General features: G+C 67.7%; 16 protein-coding genes. 5 read left to right on the top strand and 11 right to left on the bottom strand.

Annotated features, from left to right (window positions below):
* Positions 1 to 24: 24 nt before the first annotated feature.
* Complete coding sequence (locus ACQPZQ_RS02515; protein WP_433291605.1) at positions 25 to 666, top strand: hypothetical protein; 642 nt, start codon at positions 25 to 27, stop codon at positions 664 to 666.
* 252 nt (positions 667 to 918) lie between these two features.
* Here ACQPZQ_RS02515 and ACQPZQ_RS02520 read toward each other — a convergent pair whose 3' ends face one another.
* The 3 genes from ACQPZQ_RS02520 to ACQPZQ_RS02530 form a co-directional block, all read right to left on the bottom strand.
* Positions 919 to 1,149: a hypothetical protein gene (locus ACQPZQ_RS02520; RefSeq protein WP_433291607.1), complete on the bottom strand. Its 231-nt coding sequence runs from the start codon at positions 1,147 to 1,149 to the stop codon at positions 919 to 921.
* Positions 1,150 to 1,155: 6 nt separating this feature from the next.
* Positions 1,156 to 2,082, bottom strand: coding sequence for a cyclase family protein (locus ACQPZQ_RS02525; protein ID WP_433291609.1), 927 nt, complete (start codon positions 2,080 to 2,082; stop codon positions 1,156 to 1,158).
* Positions 2,083 to 2,509: 427 nt separating this feature from the next.
* Complete coding sequence (locus ACQPZQ_RS02530; RefSeq protein WP_433291611.1) at positions 2,510 to 3,343, bottom strand: LuxR C-terminal-related transcriptional regulator; 834 nt, start codon at positions 3,341 to 3,343, stop codon at positions 2,510 to 2,512.
* Positions 3,344 to 3,524: 181 nt separating this feature from the next.
* Between ACQPZQ_RS02530 and ACQPZQ_RS02535 the strand changes: the two genes are divergently transcribed.
* Entirely contained in the window at positions 3,525 to 4,646 is a 1,122-nt protein-coding gene (locus tag ACQPZQ_RS02535) for an LLM class flavin-dependent oxidoreductase (RefSeq protein WP_433291613.1), read from the top strand.
* A gap of 842 nt (positions 4,647 to 5,488) precedes the next feature.
* Positions 5,489 to 5,974 (top strand): DUF3558 domain-containing protein, encoded by a 486-nt coding sequence (locus tag ACQPZQ_RS02540; RefSeq protein WP_433291615.1) that lies wholly within the window; start codon positions 5,489 to 5,491, stop codon positions 5,972 to 5,974.
* 155 nt (positions 5,975 to 6,129) lie between these two features.
* On the opposite strand, the gene wrbA is transcribed toward ACQPZQ_RS02540, so the two are convergent.
* Together wrbA and ACQPZQ_RS02550 are read right to left on the bottom strand one after the other, a co-directional pair.
* The gene (gene wrbA, locus ACQPZQ_RS02545; protein ID WP_433291618.1) at positions 6,130 to 6,855 is read right to left on the bottom strand and encodes an NAD(P)H:quinone oxidoreductase; all 726 of its coding nucleotides are present in this window, start codon (positions 6,853 to 6,855) and stop codon (positions 6,130 to 6,132) included.
* Between the two features lie 38 nt (positions 6,856 to 6,893).
* Entirely contained in the window at positions 6,894 to 8,168 is a 1,275-nt protein-coding gene (locus tag ACQPZQ_RS02550) for an MFS transporter (RefSeq protein ID WP_433291620.1), read from the bottom strand.
* 79 nt (positions 8,169 to 8,247) lie between these two features.
* On the opposite strand from ACQPZQ_RS02550, the gene ACQPZQ_RS02555 reads away from it, so the two are divergent.
* A complete protein-coding gene (locus ACQPZQ_RS02555; protein WP_433291622.1) occupies positions 8,248 to 9,135 on the top strand; it encodes a LysR family transcriptional regulator in 888 nt (295 codons plus the stop codon).
* Positions 9,136 to 9,314: 179 nt separating this feature from the next.
* On the opposite strand, the gene ACQPZQ_RS02560 is transcribed toward ACQPZQ_RS02555, so the two are convergent.
* Entirely contained in the window at positions 9,315 to 10,256 is a 942-nt protein-coding gene (locus ACQPZQ_RS02560) for a helix-turn-helix domain-containing protein (RefSeq protein ID WP_433291625.1), read from the bottom strand.
* Between the two features lie 342 nt (positions 10,257 to 10,598).
* A complete protein-coding gene (locus ACQPZQ_RS02565) occupies positions 10,599 to 11,075 on the bottom strand; it encodes a nuclear transport factor 2 family protein (protein ID WP_433291627.1) in 477 nt (158 codons plus the stop codon).
* A 520-nt stretch (positions 11,076 to 11,595) separates the two neighbouring features.
* On the opposite strand from ACQPZQ_RS02565, the gene ACQPZQ_RS02570 reads away from it, so the two are divergent.
* The gene (locus ACQPZQ_RS02570; RefSeq protein ID WP_433298970.1) at positions 11,596 to 11,742 is read left to right on the top strand and encodes an AraC family transcriptional regulator; all 147 of its coding nucleotides are present in this window, start codon (positions 11,596 to 11,598) and stop codon (positions 11,740 to 11,742) included.
* Positions 11,743 to 11,863: 121 nt separating this feature from the next.
* On the opposite strand, the gene ACQPZQ_RS02575 is transcribed toward ACQPZQ_RS02570, so the two are convergent.
* The 4 genes from ACQPZQ_RS02575 to ACQPZQ_RS02590 all read right to left on the bottom strand — a co-directional run bounded on the left by ACQPZQ_RS02575 (position 11,864) and on the right by ACQPZQ_RS02590 (position 16,309).
* Positions 11,864 to 12,754, bottom strand: a complete 891-nt coding sequence (locus ACQPZQ_RS02575) for a carbohydrate ABC transporter permease (RefSeq protein ID WP_433291629.1) — start codon at positions 12,752 to 12,754, stop codon at positions 11,864 to 11,866.
* A gap of 14 nt (positions 12,755 to 12,768) precedes the next feature.
* Complete coding sequence (locus ACQPZQ_RS02580; RefSeq protein ID WP_433291632.1) at positions 12,769 to 13,758, bottom strand: carbohydrate ABC transporter permease; 990 nt, start codon at positions 13,756 to 13,758, stop codon at positions 12,769 to 12,771.
* 5 nt (positions 13,759 to 13,763) lie between these two features.
* Positions 13,764 to 14,801 carry an ABC transporter ATP-binding protein gene (locus ACQPZQ_RS02585; protein WP_433291635.1) on the bottom strand — a complete coding sequence of 346 codons (1,038 nt, stop codon included), beginning with the start codon at positions 14,799 to 14,801 and terminating at the stop codon, positions 13,764 to 13,766.
* 92 nt (positions 14,802 to 14,893) lie between these two features.
* Positions 14,894 to 16,309 carry an ABC transporter substrate-binding protein gene (locus ACQPZQ_RS02590; protein ID WP_433291638.1) on the bottom strand — a complete coding sequence of 472 codons (1,416 nt, stop codon included), beginning with the start codon at positions 16,307 to 16,309 and terminating at the stop codon, positions 14,894 to 14,896.
* Positions 16,310 to 16,883 lie beyond the last annotated feature (574 nt).

Raw genomic sequence — 16,883 nt, forward strand, 5'->3', positions numbered from 1 at the left:
ATCGACAACTGGAACACACTCGGCATGCGCGGCACCGGCTCACGCCGGGTCACAGTCAAGGATCTGTTCATCCCCGACCACCACACGGCACCGTCGCCGAACCCGATTCGGCCCATCGTGGAGGTCCAAGGGCGCGGCCTGCACCCGAACCCAATGTTCTACGGGCCGGTCGCGTCCCTGCTCATCTCCCAACCGACCGCGGTCTGCTTCGGCATCGCGCACGCAGCGATCGACGCGTACATCGAGAGCCTCACGGAGAGGCACCAGCGGGGGCCGACGTCGCCGAAGCGCTCGGAGCTGTCGCTGTTTCAACGCCTGCTGGGGGAAGTGACGGCCTATGCAGACACCGCCGAGGCGATGCTGCATCAGGCCGCACACATGTGGACAGAGCTGGCACGACGCTCGATGGAGACCGGTGTGCTGGTGAGCGATGAGGACGATCGCCGCCTCGTCCTCATCGAGCAGCAGGTCGTCGAACTGGCGGCAAAGGCGGTCGAGACGATCTTTCGCACCGGTGGCTCGAGTGCGGCCAACCGGGGCCGGCGGACCGAGCGCTACTTCCGCGACCTCAACATGATCCGCACACACGTCACCCTCCAGTCCGAGCGCACCTTCGAGAACGTCGGCCGCCTGCGGCTCGGCCTGCAGCCACAAATGCCGTTCTAGCTTCGAACCCGCAGGAACCCCGCCGGCCACGGCTCGACACGACCGCGATCGACTACGTGTTCGTCGTCTTCTATCTCGTGCTACCTCGGGCACCTCGATGTCGGGCACGTCGATGTTGATGTCGGGGAGCGTGATCGGTGCCGGGACGTCGCGGGTGACGGTGACCGTTGGGGGGTGCTGGCAATCAGGAAGGCGAGGTAGCGCGCGACCGGGCGGGAGTTGCCCGGGCCTGCCCCAGCACGTCGGCCCGGATCAGGCTCCCGTGCGCCCCAGCTTGATCGGCCCAACCTCGTCGAGCCGCGCGAGCTTGATGTCCTCCTCGGTCGCCCCGCTGCTCACGAGCCGCTCGAGCACGGCGTCGGTCGACTCCGCGTAGACCTCCGCGGTGAGGAGGCCGTGCCCGGTGTGCACATCTTGGGCAAGCGCGACGTTCCGCGCCACTCCGAGATCCTCGAGGTCCTCGCCGATCGCAAGCTGCGGCATCCCGTCTCAGAAAATCGCGATCGGATTGAGCGGCGAACCTGTCCCGCCGGTGATCCGCAGCGGAGTAGCGACGAAGCAGAACTCCCACTGCTCGGTCGCTTCGGATTGCGGCACGACGTCCTCGAACTGGAGGTAGTCGAGTAGGTGGACGCCCATAGCGTTGATCGCCAGGACGTGAATCGGGAAGCCGATCCCCTCCGTGGTGCTCGGGGCGGTGTCGTTGTTGCCGTCCGAGCCGAGTGCGGCGATACGCCGCTCCGCCAGGAACATCGCTGCGGTGGGGTGTAGGCCCGCCTTCGCCTCGCGGGTGTCCCAGGGGCCGAGTTCGCTGAGCCGGCGAGCGTGACCGGTGCGGACGAGAAGGATGTCGCCGGGCCCCACTCGTACGCCCTGTTGGCGCTCCGCAGCCTCGAGGTCCTCGCGGAAGATGTGGTCGCCCGGCTCGATCCAGCGAACGCCGCGTGATCGTGGCACGTCGAGCAGGACACCGCGACCGACCAGTCCGTTCTCGAGGGCATCGATCGCGCCCGTCTGGGCGCCCTGAGCGGTCACCGCCCCTACCGGCGTCCCGTCGAAGAACGAACCATCGAACGCGACGTGACAGAGGGCGTCGATGTGGCTGTGCCCCTCATTGTGGTAATCGACGCCGATGTAGTCCTTGGCGAACCGCACCGATCCGGACCCGATGTCGACGTCGGTCAGCATCGTCATGTGGTGGTCGGCAGGCTCCGGCACATCGATTCGCGGCTCGGTCGTGAGGGGCCGGCTGAGCGTGACCGTTACTCCACTGCGAACGAGCCTTGCCGCGGCCGCGGCGCGAGCAGCGGTGAGGTGGTGCAGAGCCCCGCGCTCCCCGCCGTCCCAACGGTCCCAGTTCGAGACCGCGTCAAAGAGCTTGCGGAACTCACGCGCCGTCATGTCCACGCGCGTCACCGGGAGGAACTTAGGGCGACGAGGCTTCGGCATACCTCGTCTGAAACGGGTGATTCCGCGATCGCGCGCACCCGCCGATCGAGCCGAACGACCGCCGCCACCTTCGCCCGCTTGGTCGATGGCTCAAGCAGGCTCTTCGTCGAGACGGCACGAGATGCCGGGACTCAAGCCGTGTGGCAGTGCATCCACGCCACCGTGCTGGCCATCGCGAGGCACCCGGCCAGCACCATCCGAGACCGACCGTGCGATGCCTGCGCACCGATTCCAGATCCGACCACGTGGCACGAGGTGCCGAATTCGACGGAGATGCGCGCTATGAGTCGTGGGCATGCAAACGGCCACCGGACCTCCACCAGCACGGCTCTCGCCACCAGCTGTAGTCCACGGCCCTCACAGAACCCCGCCCCGGCGGCCCGACAGTATTCCGTCAGGTGGGTTGGACGCTCAACCAATGCGACACGGCCTGGGCGCGGTTCGCGGCGTTGAGCTTGCGCAGGATGCTCGAAACGTGCGTCTTCACCGTGCCCACGGTGATCATCAGTTTCCGGCCGATCTGGTAGTTGGTCTCCCCGGCGGCCATCAGGCGCAGGACATCCATTTCGCGAGGGGTGAGCTCGGGGTGCGCCCTAATCCCGGGGCCCGCGGCGTCCGACGCGATGACGGTGGACGTCGTCGACCATGATCGTCCGACGGTGCCCTGAACCGCCTGCAGTTGCTCGAGCAGCAGCAGCCGGCTCAACTGCGCGGCCAGGCTCTCCGCCGCCACGGCCAGCGTGACGCACTTCTCGCGGTGCACCGGCCGCCGCTGGAGGTAGCAGTCGACGTGCACCATGCCGATCACCGTGCGGTCGACGGTGATCGGGGCCACGCCGTAGTTCTCCGACCGGGACATCGCGGCGATCGGCCGGCAGACCCTCGGGTTGGTCTGGACCTCGTCGACGACGAAGGTTCTGCCCGAGTCGACCACGTCCGTCTCCACCACCGACTCCAGAGTCGTTGGCTGGTCCCGGCCGGCCTGGAGGATCGCCGCCGCCCACTGCGGATCGCGCCGGACGAACATCGACTCCGGCACCCAGATGCCGTTGTCGATCCGCGAGACCAGCACCCGGTCGAACCCCAGGTGGGCGATCGCCTCCGGGGCCTGTTCCACGAGTGCCCGCGCCGACGACGTCGTCCGGAATTCGATGATCGCATCGAGAAGCGCGTTCGTGCCCAGCCCGGCTGCGATACCGCTATGTGCATTCTTTCCGTCTACGTCCATGTCTCCCCTCGGATAGTTGGGCCGAGCCACGCATGATCTGTATCGGATCAACCTACGCGAGCATCCGGCCAGTGGCTGGGACTCTGCGGAACGGTGGAGGACCGACTCTGTCGATCGACAGATGTGCCGTTGTGCGCCGGCCCGGCATCGTGGGTCGTTAGTCGATCGCGGGGAGCCCACGATGAAACTCGCCACCGAGGTGCCCTGGCAGGACCGCCGATTCACGATCCCGCTCGAGCGCATCCGCCGGTGCGAATGGTTCGGGTTCGATGCGGTGTTCACCGCCGAGGGCGTTGGTAACGACGGGCTCACCCCGCTCGGCTATCTGGCGGCGGTCACGGAGCGGCTGAGCCTCGGCACGCACATCGCCACCGTGACCGCGCGGCCGCCCACCGTGCTCGCCCAGGCGCTGGGCACCATCGACGCGATGGCCGGAGGCGGTCGGGTGATCGCCGGCGTCGGCGGCGGTTTCCCCAGCTCCTGCGAGGGCTGGCACGGCCGGCCGTGGGGCAGGCCGGTTCGCCGGATGCGCGACTACGTCGACGTGCTGCGTCAGGTGTTCCGTACCGCCGGGTCCTACGCAGCGGACGGTGAAGTGATCGAAACCACCGAGCTGTTCGCCGAGTCGACTCGGGCCAGGCTGGGCAGCACTGTCCACTGCCAGAGCACGGAGATCAGCATCCCGTACGCCGGGGAGGGGGCGCTTGGCGTGCGGCCGTGGGTCAGCGCTCTGGAGCGCGGGCCCGAGCCGCCCGTCGTGCTGGCCGCCGTCGGACCGCAGATGATCGCGCTGGCCGCCGAGATCGCCGACGGCTGGTTCCCCTGGGGTTTCGCGCCGGGGATGATGCCGACGTTCGAGCCGTTGCTGGCGGCCGGCTTCGAGCGCGCACCCGGCAAGCGCCGCGAGGACTTCGACATCTGGGCGCTCGTCGACCTGGTGGTGAGCGACGACGTGCGGGCGGGGCTCGACCGGTTCAGGCCGTACGTGGTGGAGTGGGCCGAGCAGATGCGCCTCCAGACCGAGGCGCTGGGCTTCGCAGGACTCTGCGATCGGTTGATCGAGCTGACGGGAGCGGGCCGGTACGACGAGGCGTTGGCCGCCGTGCCGGACGAGTTCGTCGACCAGGTGTTCCTCGTCGGCTCGCACACTCGGATCGCCCAGCGACTCACGGCCTGGTTCGAGTCCGGCGCGACAGGGCTGATCTTCCGGTACGGCCCGCAGGTGCAGATCGGCCGGCATGCCGACCTTGTCGAGGACCTCGACGTGTGGGAGACCATCGCTTGTGCTGCCCATCGCCTGTGAGGCCCCGTCGGCTGTGAAGCCGAAGCCGACACGTCTGCAATCGCAGATCACAGTCTCAGCGGCGGCTGTCACGGGCATCGGGGCCGGTGCCAGTGTCACCGCAGATGCTTGATGACCTCGACGAACGTGGCTACGTGCGTCCTCGCCGCATCGCAACAGCCGGTCCGCGATCTCACGCGGTGAGCCGATCAGCACACCGGGCAGCCGGGTGAGCTGGTCGTCGCCGAGACCGGTGGCTTGCTGGATCGCGAGGTCTCTCGTCCGCGCGACCGACCCGCATGCTGACGGCCGACGCGCGCCGTCAGCGCCGGGGATCGGCAGCGTGCCGCGGGGCTGCTTTTGACCGCGAGTTCAGGGCCCGATTCACTGTGGCCCAACCTTGACCTGCGAAAACAGTATGTGCCGATGACATGTTCATCGACCTCGATCACATCTGACAATAGCGTTACACGATCATGAGCTTTATCACGAATCGGTGGATCGAACCCTTTCGCACGGTCGGTAGCGACACTTTGATGGGGCGGCGGGTCCTGGCCGACAAGGCCTATGGATATCGCGTCTACCTGCGCCGACGCCGTATCGCTGCGACAACCCCGAACTGTTCGACGACGTCCGCCACCAACGCTGCCGCGGCTGAACCGGTGGAATGGCAAGTGGATCGCGAGGCGTACGTTGCTGGAGTTCCACGTCCGAACTGACCGATAGTGGTGAAAGTATCCGTGTTCAAGAGTGTCAGGCCTTCCGTCCGCTGGGCCACATTGGTGGTCGTGGCAGCAGCGTTGCCGTTGATGTCGGCATGCTCTGGGAGCGACCCCGCCGCATCCCCCGGGGCGGTCACGCAGGTGACCACGCAGCCCACTCCGAGCGCGAGCAGCCAGTCGAGCTCGAGCGGCCCGCGGACGGCGGCGGAGATCACGGCGGCATGTCCGCTCGTCGAGACCAGCGAAGTCGACGAGGCGTTCTCGGTCTCCGGGGCTACCGGAAAAGAGGTGCCGCCGCAGAAGCTCGCTAACGGAGGTCAGGCCTACGTCTGTGCCTACACCGCAGGCGGGAAAGAGGCGGCCGCGCTGATCGCCTCGGTGTTCGAGGGCAACAAGGTCACCCCTGAGCAGATGATCAAGGCAGTTCAGGACAAGTACGCCGGCGCCGAGCGGGTCAGTGGGATCGGTGATGGTGCCGTCTACTACGCCGACGAGAAGGGGACTTCGACGTTCTCGGCCGTGAAGATCGTCAGCGGTACACCGGTGATGCTGGCAGTGAGCGGTCCGGCGACCGCTGACAAGGACCGGGTCGGTGTGCTGGTCAAGCACGCGGTGGACAAGCTCTGATCGACCCACGTCAAGCCGACCGGAACGCGGCCTTTACTACCCGGGGATGATCACGCCGTGCGGTCAGCAGCTTTGGCCGCGACGTGCTGCTGACCGGCTCGCCGCGACCCCGCGCGTCAACTATGGACTGGCGGCGATCGTCTACTGGATCTGTTTCAGCAGGCTGCGGCCGCACTCACTGGTGTCGCTGTTGCTCTGGATGCGCCGGCTTCGGCAGCAGCCTGAGCACGTCCTTGATCTTGTGAACCAGTGAACGCCGCCGTGGCCCGCGTTGTGAACGAGTGCACGCGGGCGGTGAGCTGGGCCAGACGTCCGCCTTGGTAGCGGGCCGCATGCAGCGTTGCCTGCGGGGGCAGCAGGCCGTCAGGTCCGCTCGGGTGGCTTGTTCCGTAGGGGTTGCCGCCCGCGCCGTGCACGGCGTCGTCGGTGTATCCGGGCGGCACGAGGATCGCGCCCATGTGGTAGGCCGAGTTGTAGAGGGCCAGCAGGGTGGACTCCTGGCCACCGTGTCGAGACTGGCCGCTGACGAAGCCGGTGAAGGTCTTGTCGGCTAGTTGGCCCGCAGCCCACAGGCCGCCGCAGGTGTCGAGGAACTGCTTGAGCTGAGAGGCGATGTTGCCGAACCGGACCGGGGTGCCGAAGGCCAGCCCGTGCGCCCAGAGTAGGTCGTCGTGGCTGACCTCGGGGACGTACGCCGAAACCCGCTGACGGTGGGCGGTCCAGGCAGGGTTGGCGGCGATCGCGGATGCGGGAGCCGATTCCGCGACTCGACGCAGTCTGACCTGTGCGCCTTCGGATTGTGCGCCGTCGGCCAGTGCCTCGGCGAGCGCGTATACGTTTCCCGTGGCCGAGTAGTAGACGACGGTGATATTGACGGTCATCCCGGTTCTTCCTTTCAACGTGTGCGGGACTGCGGGGGTCAGTTCGGCGGGCCGGCCGATACCCGGGAATCGTGTGGTCGAGAAACCCTGGTTCGTTCCAGCACCCATAGGACGAAAGTTCCGGAGGCCAGCAAGCCACCCAGGATGCTCACTCCCGGCCAGCCGCCATACACCCACACCATTCCGGCCAGCGCCGATCCGGCGGCGCCGCCGGCGAAGAAGGCCGTCAGCAACGCGGAGTTGAGCCGGTTGCGGATCTCCGGGCGCAGCGCGTAGATGACGTTCTGGTTGCTGTTGAGCACTGCCTGGTGCGCCACGTTGAGGACGATCACCCCACCGACGAGCCACGCCAGCGAACTCTCGGCCGCGCCGATCAACAACCAGGACGCCGCCAGTGCGGCGGTGCCGATACCGGTGACCCACTGCACGTAGCCGCGGTCGGCCAGCCGGCCGGCCATCGTCGTGGTCACCGTGCCCACCGCGCCCACCAACCCGAACAGCCCGATCATCGCCTCTGACCAGCCGTGATGTGGGCCGGCGAGGAGGAAGGTCGCCGCAGTCCACAACACGTTGAACGATGCGAGCGAGAGGGCGGCGATACCGGCCCGCCACCGCAACACCGACTCATGGCGGAACAGCGCGATCGTCGAGCGCAGCAGCGCCGGATACGAGAGCCCGCTCGGGGTGTGCAGCCGCGGTAGGAATCGCCACAACAGAACAGTCATCCCAGCGGTGAGGATCGCGCTCACCCAGTAGACCGTCCGCCAGCCGCCGAGTTCGGCGAGTGCGCCCGACACCGCACGGGACAGCAGGGCACCCAGCAGAAGTCCGCTCATCACCGTGCCGATCACCCGGCCGCGCCGGCCCGGTGGCGCGAGCGTGGCGGCGTAGGGCACCACGACCTGCGCGGCCACCGAGGTGAACGCGGTGAGCGCGGTCCCGGCGAGCAGCAGGGTGCCGTTCGGTGCGGTCGCCGAGATCAGCAGGAAGATCGCTGTCGCCGCGTACAGCAATACCGCGAGCCGCCGGCGTTCGACCAGGTCACCGAGCGGGACGAGCAGCAGCAGCCCCAACCCGTAACCGACCTGCGCAGCCGTGACGATCATTCCGGCCGCCGTGGTGCTGAGCTGCAACTCTCGGCCGAGCAGGTCCAGCAGCGGCTGGGCGAAGTAATTGTTGGCGACCGAGAGCCCGGTCGCCGCGGCCATGAGCAGCAGCAGCCCGCGGCTCAGCGCCGCGCCGCCGTCCGCTGCATCGGTGGCCGCGTGGTGTGTCGTACGGCGCGGTGTGCCGGACCCGGCAGCGTTCGTCATGCCCCTAGCCTCGGCTGTTGACGATCAATGAGTCCAACACATCGTTGTCAGAGCAGCGATCGTGAATCACGATGGATGTGTGGAGCTGCAGCAAATGCGCTACGTCGTCGCGGTGGCCGAGACGGCGAACTTCACCCGTGCCGCCGAGCGCTGTCGGGTCGTCCAGTCCGCGCTCAGCCACCAGATCGCCCGGCTGGAACGAGAGCTGGGTGCCCGGCTCTTCGATCGCACGAGCCGGAGGGTCCGGCTGACACCGGCCGGCGAGGCGTTCCTGCCCGCCGCCCGGCAGGCACTCGACGCCGCCGAACGAGCGAGCGCCGAGGTCGCAGCGGTCTCCGGTGAGCTTCGCGGCCGGCTTGCCATCGGCACCATCCCCACCGTTACGGCGGTCGATCTGCCGAGCGCGCTGAAGAGCTTTCAGGTCCGCCATCCGCACGTACGGATCACGCTGCGCGCGGGCTCGAGCGACGAGCTGGCCGAACGGGTCCGGCAGGGCGACCTGGACATCGCGTTTCTCGGGTTGCCGCCGAGCGTCCAACCGAAAGGCGTCCGGGGCCGCGCTCTGGCGCGCGGCGAGCTGGTCGCGATAGTCGCGCCCGGCCACCCGCTCGCCGACGTAGCCGACGTCGACCTGCACCGGCTGTCGAAGGAAGTGTTCGTCGATTATCCCGCCGGCACGGCGGCGCGTGCTCAGTCGGACGAGGCGTTCGCCGCCGCCGGCGTCACCCGAGAGGTCGCCTTCGAGGTGACGAACGCGGATCTCGTGGCGCGGCTGGTCCGGTTCGGCCTGGGTATCGGCATGATGCCGGCCGCCTTCGTCACCGAACTCCCCAACGTGCATGTCGTCGAGCTCCGTGATCCACCGACACGAGTGGAGCACGTGATCTGGAGTCGCCTGCGCCCCTCGCCGGCCGCCGCTGCATTCCTGCATGCCCTGGACATCCCGGCAGATCGGATATCCGAGTGACGGAGGCCGCACGATCAAGGTAAGCGGATGGCGCTGCCGGGCCGGGGCGGTCGCCACCGTCGATCGGTTCAGGTTGCGCCCGGTGTCACCAATTGATCACGGCGCGAGCCGTGATCATCTCTCGGGCCGTCGGCGGGAGTGCTGTGCAAACAGTTGACCAGCCCAGGCCCCCAGCACGGTCACTGGAGCAGTCCGGGGTGAAGGTGGTCACGCCGCCAACTGGCCGGCGTCGTCCCGTACTTCCGCCGGAACGCCCGTTCGAACGTGCTGAGGCTGCCGAACCCCACCGCGGCCGCGACTCTCGACATCTCCAACGAGGCGTATCTGGGGTCGGACAGCATCGTCTGCGCCGCGAGCAGCCGCTGTTCGCGGAGGTACGCACCGGGCGTGGTCTCGATCCGTTCGAACAGGGTGTACGCGCGACGGACCGACACATGGTGCCGACGCGCCAGCTCGCCAACCTGCAAGTTCGGGTCGGTCAGGTTTTTGCGGACGTGCGCCAGCATCATCTCGAGCAACACCGCGGTGGGGCCGTCGCCGCCCGGTACCGAGGGGACGACGTCCCGCAGGGCCATGGCGAGCAGGTCGATCGCGGCCCGCCCGGCGTCGAGCCGCTGCCTCGCGGTGAGCTCGTCGGCTACCTCGAACAGCCGCCCGAGGTAGCCGGACAAGACATGCATGGCCGGGGCTGCAGGGTCCATGCTGCGTGCACACGCCTCGGTGATCTCGGTGGTCCGGAGCGGGAGCGAATCGCGGGAGAAACACAAGCTCATGCGGTGAATCTCGGCCGACGAGGTCCGCTCGTAGCGGCTGCGCGCCTCGGTGAGCACTCCGGCACCGGCCGCCGGCTCGGCGCAGCGGTCGTGCTGGCGGACGCTGCCCCGGCCGTCCATGTATATGCAGAAGACCATCAGGTTGTCGGCCGAGGCTTCCGCTGCCATCCGGTCGGTTCGGACCGTGGACATCTGCCCGGAATACGACCGTGAAAGCGTCAGGGTCTTGTCGAGCTCCTGAATCGTCACCCGCCCGCGGAAGCCGGGACCCGTCTTGACCTTCACCGGAAGGAAGAACTCACGGGCGAGGTGTTCCAACTCCTCACCGGAGTAGTCGAAAACCTGCACCGGATCGAGGCTAGCTCCGGCCATCCTCCCAGGTAGGAGCACTATGAGTGCTCTTCGTCTCCCCTGGAGGCTGTTGTCGTGACGAGCAGGGCCCGGCCACGTTGGCTGCAAGACGCTGCCCGCACGCGGCCGACGACCTGGGGAGCGACGGGAAGCTGAGCTGTCGCCTGCTTCGCGAGGGCTGAGCGGATGGCGGCCGGGTCGACGGGCCACGTTGCCGGTGCCGGCCACCTTGACGCCGTGGTCGCCGGCGAGCCGCTCGCGCGGCGCCTTTCCCGTGAACCGCTTGTACTGCGCGTAGGCGGGTGCGTGCTCGCGGAACCGAGCCGTCGGGCACCGTGGTCAAGACCGGCCGGCCGCCAGGCGCATGAGATCGGAGACGAAGTCCGTGTTCCCGGTTTGATGGACCAGGGTCAGGTGCTCGGAGGACACTTTCCACCCGTCCGGCATCCGCCTGAGGCCGATCACATTGCGGGCGTACAGGGTCCAGTCGTTTGTCCGCTCGTCCCTGCCGAGGTCGGGGTGGTGGTGCAGGGCCTCCAGGTGGAACCGGACCGTGGCCGTATCTCCTTCAACGTCGGCGACAGGCGTGGTGACCATGTGCTGCGTCAGCGGGATCGGGCCGATCACCTCGGCCATGGTGCGCTTCAGCGCGTCGGCCTCGACCTGGCCCTCGAGCGGGAAGACTCCCCCGTAGTCGACGGTCACCACATCCGTCCACAGTGAGCGCATTCCGTCGAAGTCCTTGGCGTCGCAGAACTGAAAATACCTGCTGATCACATGGATCACGTCGAAGCCGTCCAGCGCTGAAGTGTTCATGCGTGCTACTCCCTCATATGTCCGCCACGCCGCTGAGATCACCGAAACCGTCCTATGCGTATACGACGAACGCGGCGAGCCTGAACAACCATACCTCGCGGACCGGCACCGAACCCCTGGCCTGATTCGAGCTATGCGGATGTGGACGCCCACGATCGTCGTTCTTGGGGCCGCGCGATGCCGCAGTCGCATTGACGAGATTTCCGCCGATCGGTGGAACGAAGCGAGTAAATCGTCGATTCCTCCATCTTTGCGGCGCAACTCGATATTTGCGGCTCGCAACGCTGCGAGTTGGTCTCGCGCCCGTGCAGGTCCACGAGTTCGCCGGCGAGGAGTTCGAAGACATCGCCAGTGAGTTCTTCATGTCGGCGATCGTCCGGAGGGGCCTCGACTTTCGCGCGCGGGTGGCGTTGCAGGAACTGGACGCGGGCGTGACACTCTCGCGGTCGCGCTGGGGAGGGCCGAGGTCGACGACCCGCACCAAGCTGTCCGACCCGATGACCGTCTCGCGATATCGAGCATCGCCGCTTCCGCCGGATCCCTCGATCTCAGTACGTTCGAACGGGCGTTCCGGCGGCAGTACGGGACGTCGCCGGCCGCCTGGCGGCGTGAATATCGCCACCCCGGATCTCCTCCTCCATTGAGGAGAAATTGCCTCCTCCGCTGACGAGAAAACGCCCGCCCCGAACCCTCCCGCAGTCCGGCCATGCAGGTGCTGTCCGACTATCTGCGACCTGGGTCGCGTGCTTCGACATTACGACAGGGATCAGGCGCTGGCCGAGACGCTCTCAGCCCTTTACCGCGCCCTGGGTGAACCCGGCGATGAAGCGGTCGAGGAACAGGTTGAACACCAGAGCGATCGGCACCGCGACGAATACTGCGGAGGCTTGCAGCGACTGCCAGAAGAACACGTCACCACGCACGAGCTCGGTCGGTACCCCGGTGCTGATCACCTTTTCCGAACTGGGCGAGATGAACGCGAGCGCGTAGATGAACTCGCTCGCCGTCAACGTGAAGGCGAACACGACCACGGCGACGATGCCCGGGAACAACAGCGGCACGACGACGCGCACCATCGCTCCCACGCGGCTGTAGCCGTCCACCATCGCCTGCTCTTCGATGTCCTTCGGGATGGTCTTGAGGAACCCGATCAGCAGCCAGACCGAGACCGGCACGGTGATCGTCGGGTAGATCACCACGAGCGACCATGTGGAGTCCTGCAGCCCGAGCGCGACCACCAGTCGAGAGAGTGACAGGAACAGCAGGGTGGGCGGTACGAGATAGACGAAGAAGATCGCGATCCCCATTGGCCCTGCCCAGGGCCGATCGAGCCGAGCGAGGCTGTAGGCGGCCGGGAGCGCGAGCACGAGCGTGATCAGCACGACGAGGACGCCGACCCACAGCGTGTTCCATGCGAACGTCACGAATGCGGTCCGGTGGAACAGCAGGTCGATGTGGGTGGCCGTCGGTGTCTCATTGAAGATGAACGGGTTGTTGCGACGCCGGTACAGGTCGCTGTCCTGCTTGAACATGGTGACAGCCGCCCAGATGAACGGGGCCGCGGCGGCCAGCGCGGACACGACGGCGAGCACGTAGAGAGCCACCCGGCCGAGCCGGTGCCGTCGCGCGTACCAGCGCCGGTCGCGGTCGGTCACGACCAGCCGCACCGGCTCCGTCATCGCTCGTGTCGCCACTAGCTCACTTCCATCCGCCGCACCACGCGCAGGATCGCGATCGCGGCCGCGAGCAGCAGCGGGAACAGGAATAGGGCGATCGCAGCGCCCTGTCCGATGTCGCTGCCCTCGATGCCCCGGAAGAACGCCCAGCTGGTGAGCACCTGGGTCTCATTGGTCGGCCCTCCCCGGGTGAGGACATAGACGACGGCCATGTCCGTGAACGTGAAGATGGCGCCGAACAGCGCCGAGATCGCGATCACGGGGGCGGTCAGCGGGATCGTGATCTCGACCATCCGCCGCCAGTACCCCGCGCCGTCCACCCGGGCCTGCTCCTGCAGGTCCTTCGGGATCGACAGCAGTCCAGCCATCATGATCACCGCAGCCAGCGGTACGAGTCGCCAGACGTGCACCCCGATCACCGACGCCATCGCGAGCGTGGGCCTGCCGAGCCAGAACATGTTGGTCTGGATCAGGCCGAGCTGACGCAGGACCCAGTCGAACGGGGAGAACACCGAGTCGAGCATCCAGAGCCAGGTGATCGTGGACAGGGCCACCGGGGTCGTCCAGGGCAGCAGGACGAGAAACCGCACGAGCCAGCGTCCGCGGAAGTCAGCGATCAAGACGTTGGCGAGCACTTTGCCGAGCACGACGATGAGCAGCATCGATATCGCCGTGAACACGAACGTGTTGCGCAGCGACCGCCAGAACACCGGGTCGGTGAAGATGCGCTCGAAGTTCTGCAGACCGACCCAGTCGAAGCTCGGGTCACCGCCGGTCACGTCGGAGAAGCTGAACGCCACCGCCAGGAGGAACGGCAGCCCGACCAGCGCGATGATGTAGACCACCGCGGGCGTCAGGAACAACCAGGCGAGCGCTCCCTCGCGGTCGGCGAGCCGGCGTCCCCCGAGTGCGCGCCCCGCCTGCCCGCCGGCCCTCGGCGGAGGTTCTTCGGGCGCCCCGGGCAGAGTCGAGGCACGTCCTGCCGGTGTCCCTCGCCGTCGAGCCATCGTCCTCACGCCCCGATCCGGACGGGCTCGGTGCGCAACCCCGAGTCCTGGTCGAAGAACCGCAGCCGTCGCTGCGGCACCGCGAAGTCGTATCGCTCGCCCACCGTGATCGGAGTGTCGTCGGTCGCCGGGAGCCGGGCGATCACCCGGGTGGGCTCGGCGCCGAGATCGCCGATGCCGTAGACGTGCCGATCACCGGACAGATACTCCATGCGCCTCACCTCGAGCGTCATCGTGACCCGCTCGCCGTTCACGTTCTCGACGGGCAGCAGATGCTCGGGGCGGACGCCGACGAGCACGTCGCCGCAGGGCACGAGGTTCATCGGGGGCGAGCCGATGAACGTCGCGACGAACGTGTCGGCAGGGTGGTCGTAGACCTCGTTCGGCGCGCCGATCTGCCGCACGCGGCCCTCTGACATCACCGCGATGCGGTCCCCGAGCCCCATGGCCTCGCTCTGGTCGTGCGTGACGTAGATCGTTGTTGCGCCGATGTCCTGCTGGAATCGCTTCAGCTCGTCACGCGCGCTCGTCCGCAGCTTGGCGTCGAGGTTGGACAGTGGCTCGTCGAGGAGGAACACGGAGGGGTCCCGCACCAGTGCACGGGACAGCGCCACCCGTTGCCGCTCGCCGCCGGACAGCTGACGCGGCTTGCGGTCGAGCAGGTGCGTGATCCCCAGCATCTCGGCCGCGCGCCGGGCCCGCTCCTCCCGCTCGCCGTGCGGGACGCCGGCCGCGCGCAGCGGGAACACGATGTTGGCCAGCACGCTCTTGTGCGGGTAAAGCGCGTAGCTCTGGAAGACCATCGCGATCCGCCGTGCCCGCGGGGGCAGCCCGGTGACCACCTGCCCGTCGATCAGGACGTCGCCGCTGGAGGGCGCCTCCAGGCCGGCGATGGTCCGGAGCAGCGTCGTCTTGCCGCAGCCCGACGGGCCGAGCAGCACGAGGTACTCGCCATCACCGGTCGTCACGTCGACCCCGTCGATGGCGCGCACCCGACCCGCGTCGAAGTATTTGTGCAGGTCGCGCACCTCCACGGTGCTCATGGCGCCTCCGCGTCAACACCTCTGTCCGCGCGGCTCATGACGCCTCCGTGTCAGCTCCGACGTCTGCGCGGCTCATGCCCTCGCCACATTCGTCAGCCCCCGCCGCTTCCGATCAGGCCACGGGCTCGCCAGTTGTCGAAGATCGGGCGGATCTTCGCCTCGGCGTCGGCGACCGCCTGCTGGGGGGTGGCCTCACCGCGCGCGGCCCTCGCGAACATGTTCGGGATGATGAACGTCGCGAACACCTCGCCCTCGGCGGTGTTCGATGGGCCCGGATAGCCGACGTTGGTGCTCCAAGCGACCGCGTTCTCCAGCAGCGCGAGCTTGTCCGGAGGCTGGGATCCGTACGGGTCGACCGCCAGCCACTTGTTCAGGTCGGGCACCACAGCGGGATAGGCCGGGAAGTCGTAGAGCCGCGACTGCCAGGCGACTACGTCGAGGTTTGCCGTGTAGTGGAGCAGGAACTCCTTGGCCGCATCCGGGTTGGCGGCGTATTTCGGGACGATCCAGTTGTACATGACGTGGCTCGCCGCACGCGCGTCCGCCGGGCCACGCAGTGCCGGGGTGAAGAAAATGTCGTTGGCCACCTCGGGGTCGGTCTCCTGAGAGGTCCGCCAGGCCGAGATGGAGTTGAGGATGAACGACAGTTGCCCGGCGGCAAGGCCTTGGTTGTTCGACGCGGCGTTCCAGGAGAAGACCTCGGGTGTCATCGCTTCGCGGTAGAGCCGGCTCATGAAGTCGACGGCCTCGACCGCGCCCGGCGAGTTGATGACGACCTGCTCGGCGGTGTCCTGGACGGAGGCGCCGTACGACCACAAGAGGGCGCGGCCCGCCATGTTCGAGTCGATCTCCTGCGACATCCCGACGCCCAGCTGGATGTTCTGGCTGCGCTTGATCTCGGCGCCGCCGCGCAACAGGTCGTCCCACGTGCTCGGCCCCTCGCCAAGCCCCACCGGTGCCCACAGGCTCCGCCGGTAGTCCCCGGGGTCGGGCACCCAAGCCGGCGAATAGGCGAAGAACTTCCGGGTCGTCGGGTTGTAGCTGGACCTGCGACACAGGTCCAGCTGGGTACCGTGGCGGTTGTCCGCCTCGGTGACCACGTCTGTCAGGTCGAGCATGCTCGGCTCGTACTGCGGGACCGGGGCGATGTGCATGATCACGTCGTGGCCCTGGTTCGCCTGGATTTCGGCCTGGGTGCGAGCGGGCAGTTCGGCGTAGTTGATGTGGTCGACGGTGACGTTCACACCGACCCGCGACCCCCAGTCCCGTACCCACGGGTCGAACCACGCGTCGTGTGCCGGGACGAAATGGCTCCACATGAGGATCGACAGGCCCCCGGACAAAGGCGTGGCCGGCTCGGTGAACGTCCCTGCAGGGGCAGGTTGCGTGGGCACGGTGACACCGCCGCCCGGTTCTGCGCCGCCACAGCCGACGAGCACACCCCCTAGCGCCGCCAGGCCCGTGACCTGGAGGAACCGACGCCGGTCGAACTCGATCCGGTTGCTCATGATGACGCTCCTGAGACAACAACGGCTCAGATCGGGGCGATGGTAGGACTACGCCCGCGTCGGCGCTCGGTGAAAGCGACCCGGTCGTTACCGGGCGTCGTCAGAACTGTGCCACCCGTGGTGAGAACCGGCGTGAGCCCGGGTGGGCAGGCGTGGCTCGTCCTCCGGTCCGGCCCCGCCCCGCACGGAGGGTGTGACGTCCCGCAGCGCCATCGCGAGCAGATCGATCCCGGCGCGCCCGGCGTCCAACCGCCGTCGTGCATGTCCCTCCGGTCACGACCGCAAGCGCGCACAGCGCCCGGAGGTCTCCGGTCGCTGCGGAAAGGCCACTACGGTATTCCTGACAATGATCGGAAATCGGGCTCCGGTCAGGATGTGGGGGGCGTGATGAGGCGAAGGATGTTGCGTGTCGCGGTGGTGCTCAGTTGCATAGGGGCCGTAGCTGCGCCGTTCGCTGTGTCGGTGGGCGGGTCCTCGGTGCCCCACAGCTCGCTGGTTGCCGGTGGGCCGGGGAACCCGGATCCGGTCAACTGGTGCTACTTCACGAAATCCTGTTCGCAGTGAGGCCGGCGGC

The sequence above is a fragment of the Pseudonocardia sp. CA-142604 genome (genome assembly GCF_050948475.1).
Lineage (GTDB): Bacteria > Actinomycetota > Actinomycetes > Mycobacteriales > Pseudonocardiaceae > Pseudonocardia > Pseudonocardia alaniniphila.

Excerpts from the sequence above, each read along its gene's own strand:
- ACQPZQ_RS02515 (WP_433291605.1), top strand. The coding sequence starts at position 25 with ATGCGCGGCACCGGCTCACGCCGGGTCACAGTCAAGGATCTGTTCATC.
- ACQPZQ_RS02520 (WP_433291607.1), bottom strand. The coding sequence starts at position 1,149 with ATGCCGCAGCTTGCGATCGGCGAGGACCTCGAGGATCTCGGAGTGGCG.
- ACQPZQ_RS02530 (WP_433291611.1), bottom strand. The coding sequence starts at position 3,343 with ATGGACGTAGACGGAAAGAATGCACATAGCGGTATCGCAGCCGGGCTG.
- ACQPZQ_RS02535 (WP_433291613.1), top strand. The coding sequence starts at position 3,525 with ATGAAACTCGCCACCGAGGTGCCCTGGCAGGACCGCCGATTCACGATC.
- wrbA (WP_433291618.1), bottom strand. The coding sequence starts at position 6,855 with ATGACCGTCAATATCACCGTCGTCTACTACTCGGCCACGGGAAACGTA.
- ACQPZQ_RS02550 (WP_433291620.1), bottom strand. The coding sequence starts at position 8,168 with ATGACGAACGCTGCCGGGTCCGGCACACCGCGCCGTACGACACACCAC.
- ACQPZQ_RS02565 (WP_433291627.1), bottom strand. The coding sequence starts at position 11,075 with ATGAACACTTCAGCGCTGGACGGCTTCGACGTGATCCATGTGATCAGC.
- ACQPZQ_RS02575 (WP_433291629.1), bottom strand. The coding sequence starts at position 12,754 with ATGACGGAGCCGGTGCGGCTGGTCGTGACCGACCGCGACCGGCGCTGG.
- ACQPZQ_RS02580 (WP_433291632.1), bottom strand. The coding sequence starts at position 13,758 with ATGGCTCGACGGCGAGGGACACCGGCAGGACGTGCCTCGACTCTGCCC.
- ACQPZQ_RS02585 (WP_433291635.1), bottom strand. The coding sequence starts at position 14,801 with ATGAGCACCGTGGAGGTGCGCGACCTGCACAAATACTTCGACGCGGGT.
- ACQPZQ_RS02590 (WP_433291638.1), bottom strand. The coding sequence starts at position 16,309 with ATGAGCAACCGGATCGAGTTCGACCGGCGTCGGTTCCTCCAGGTCACG.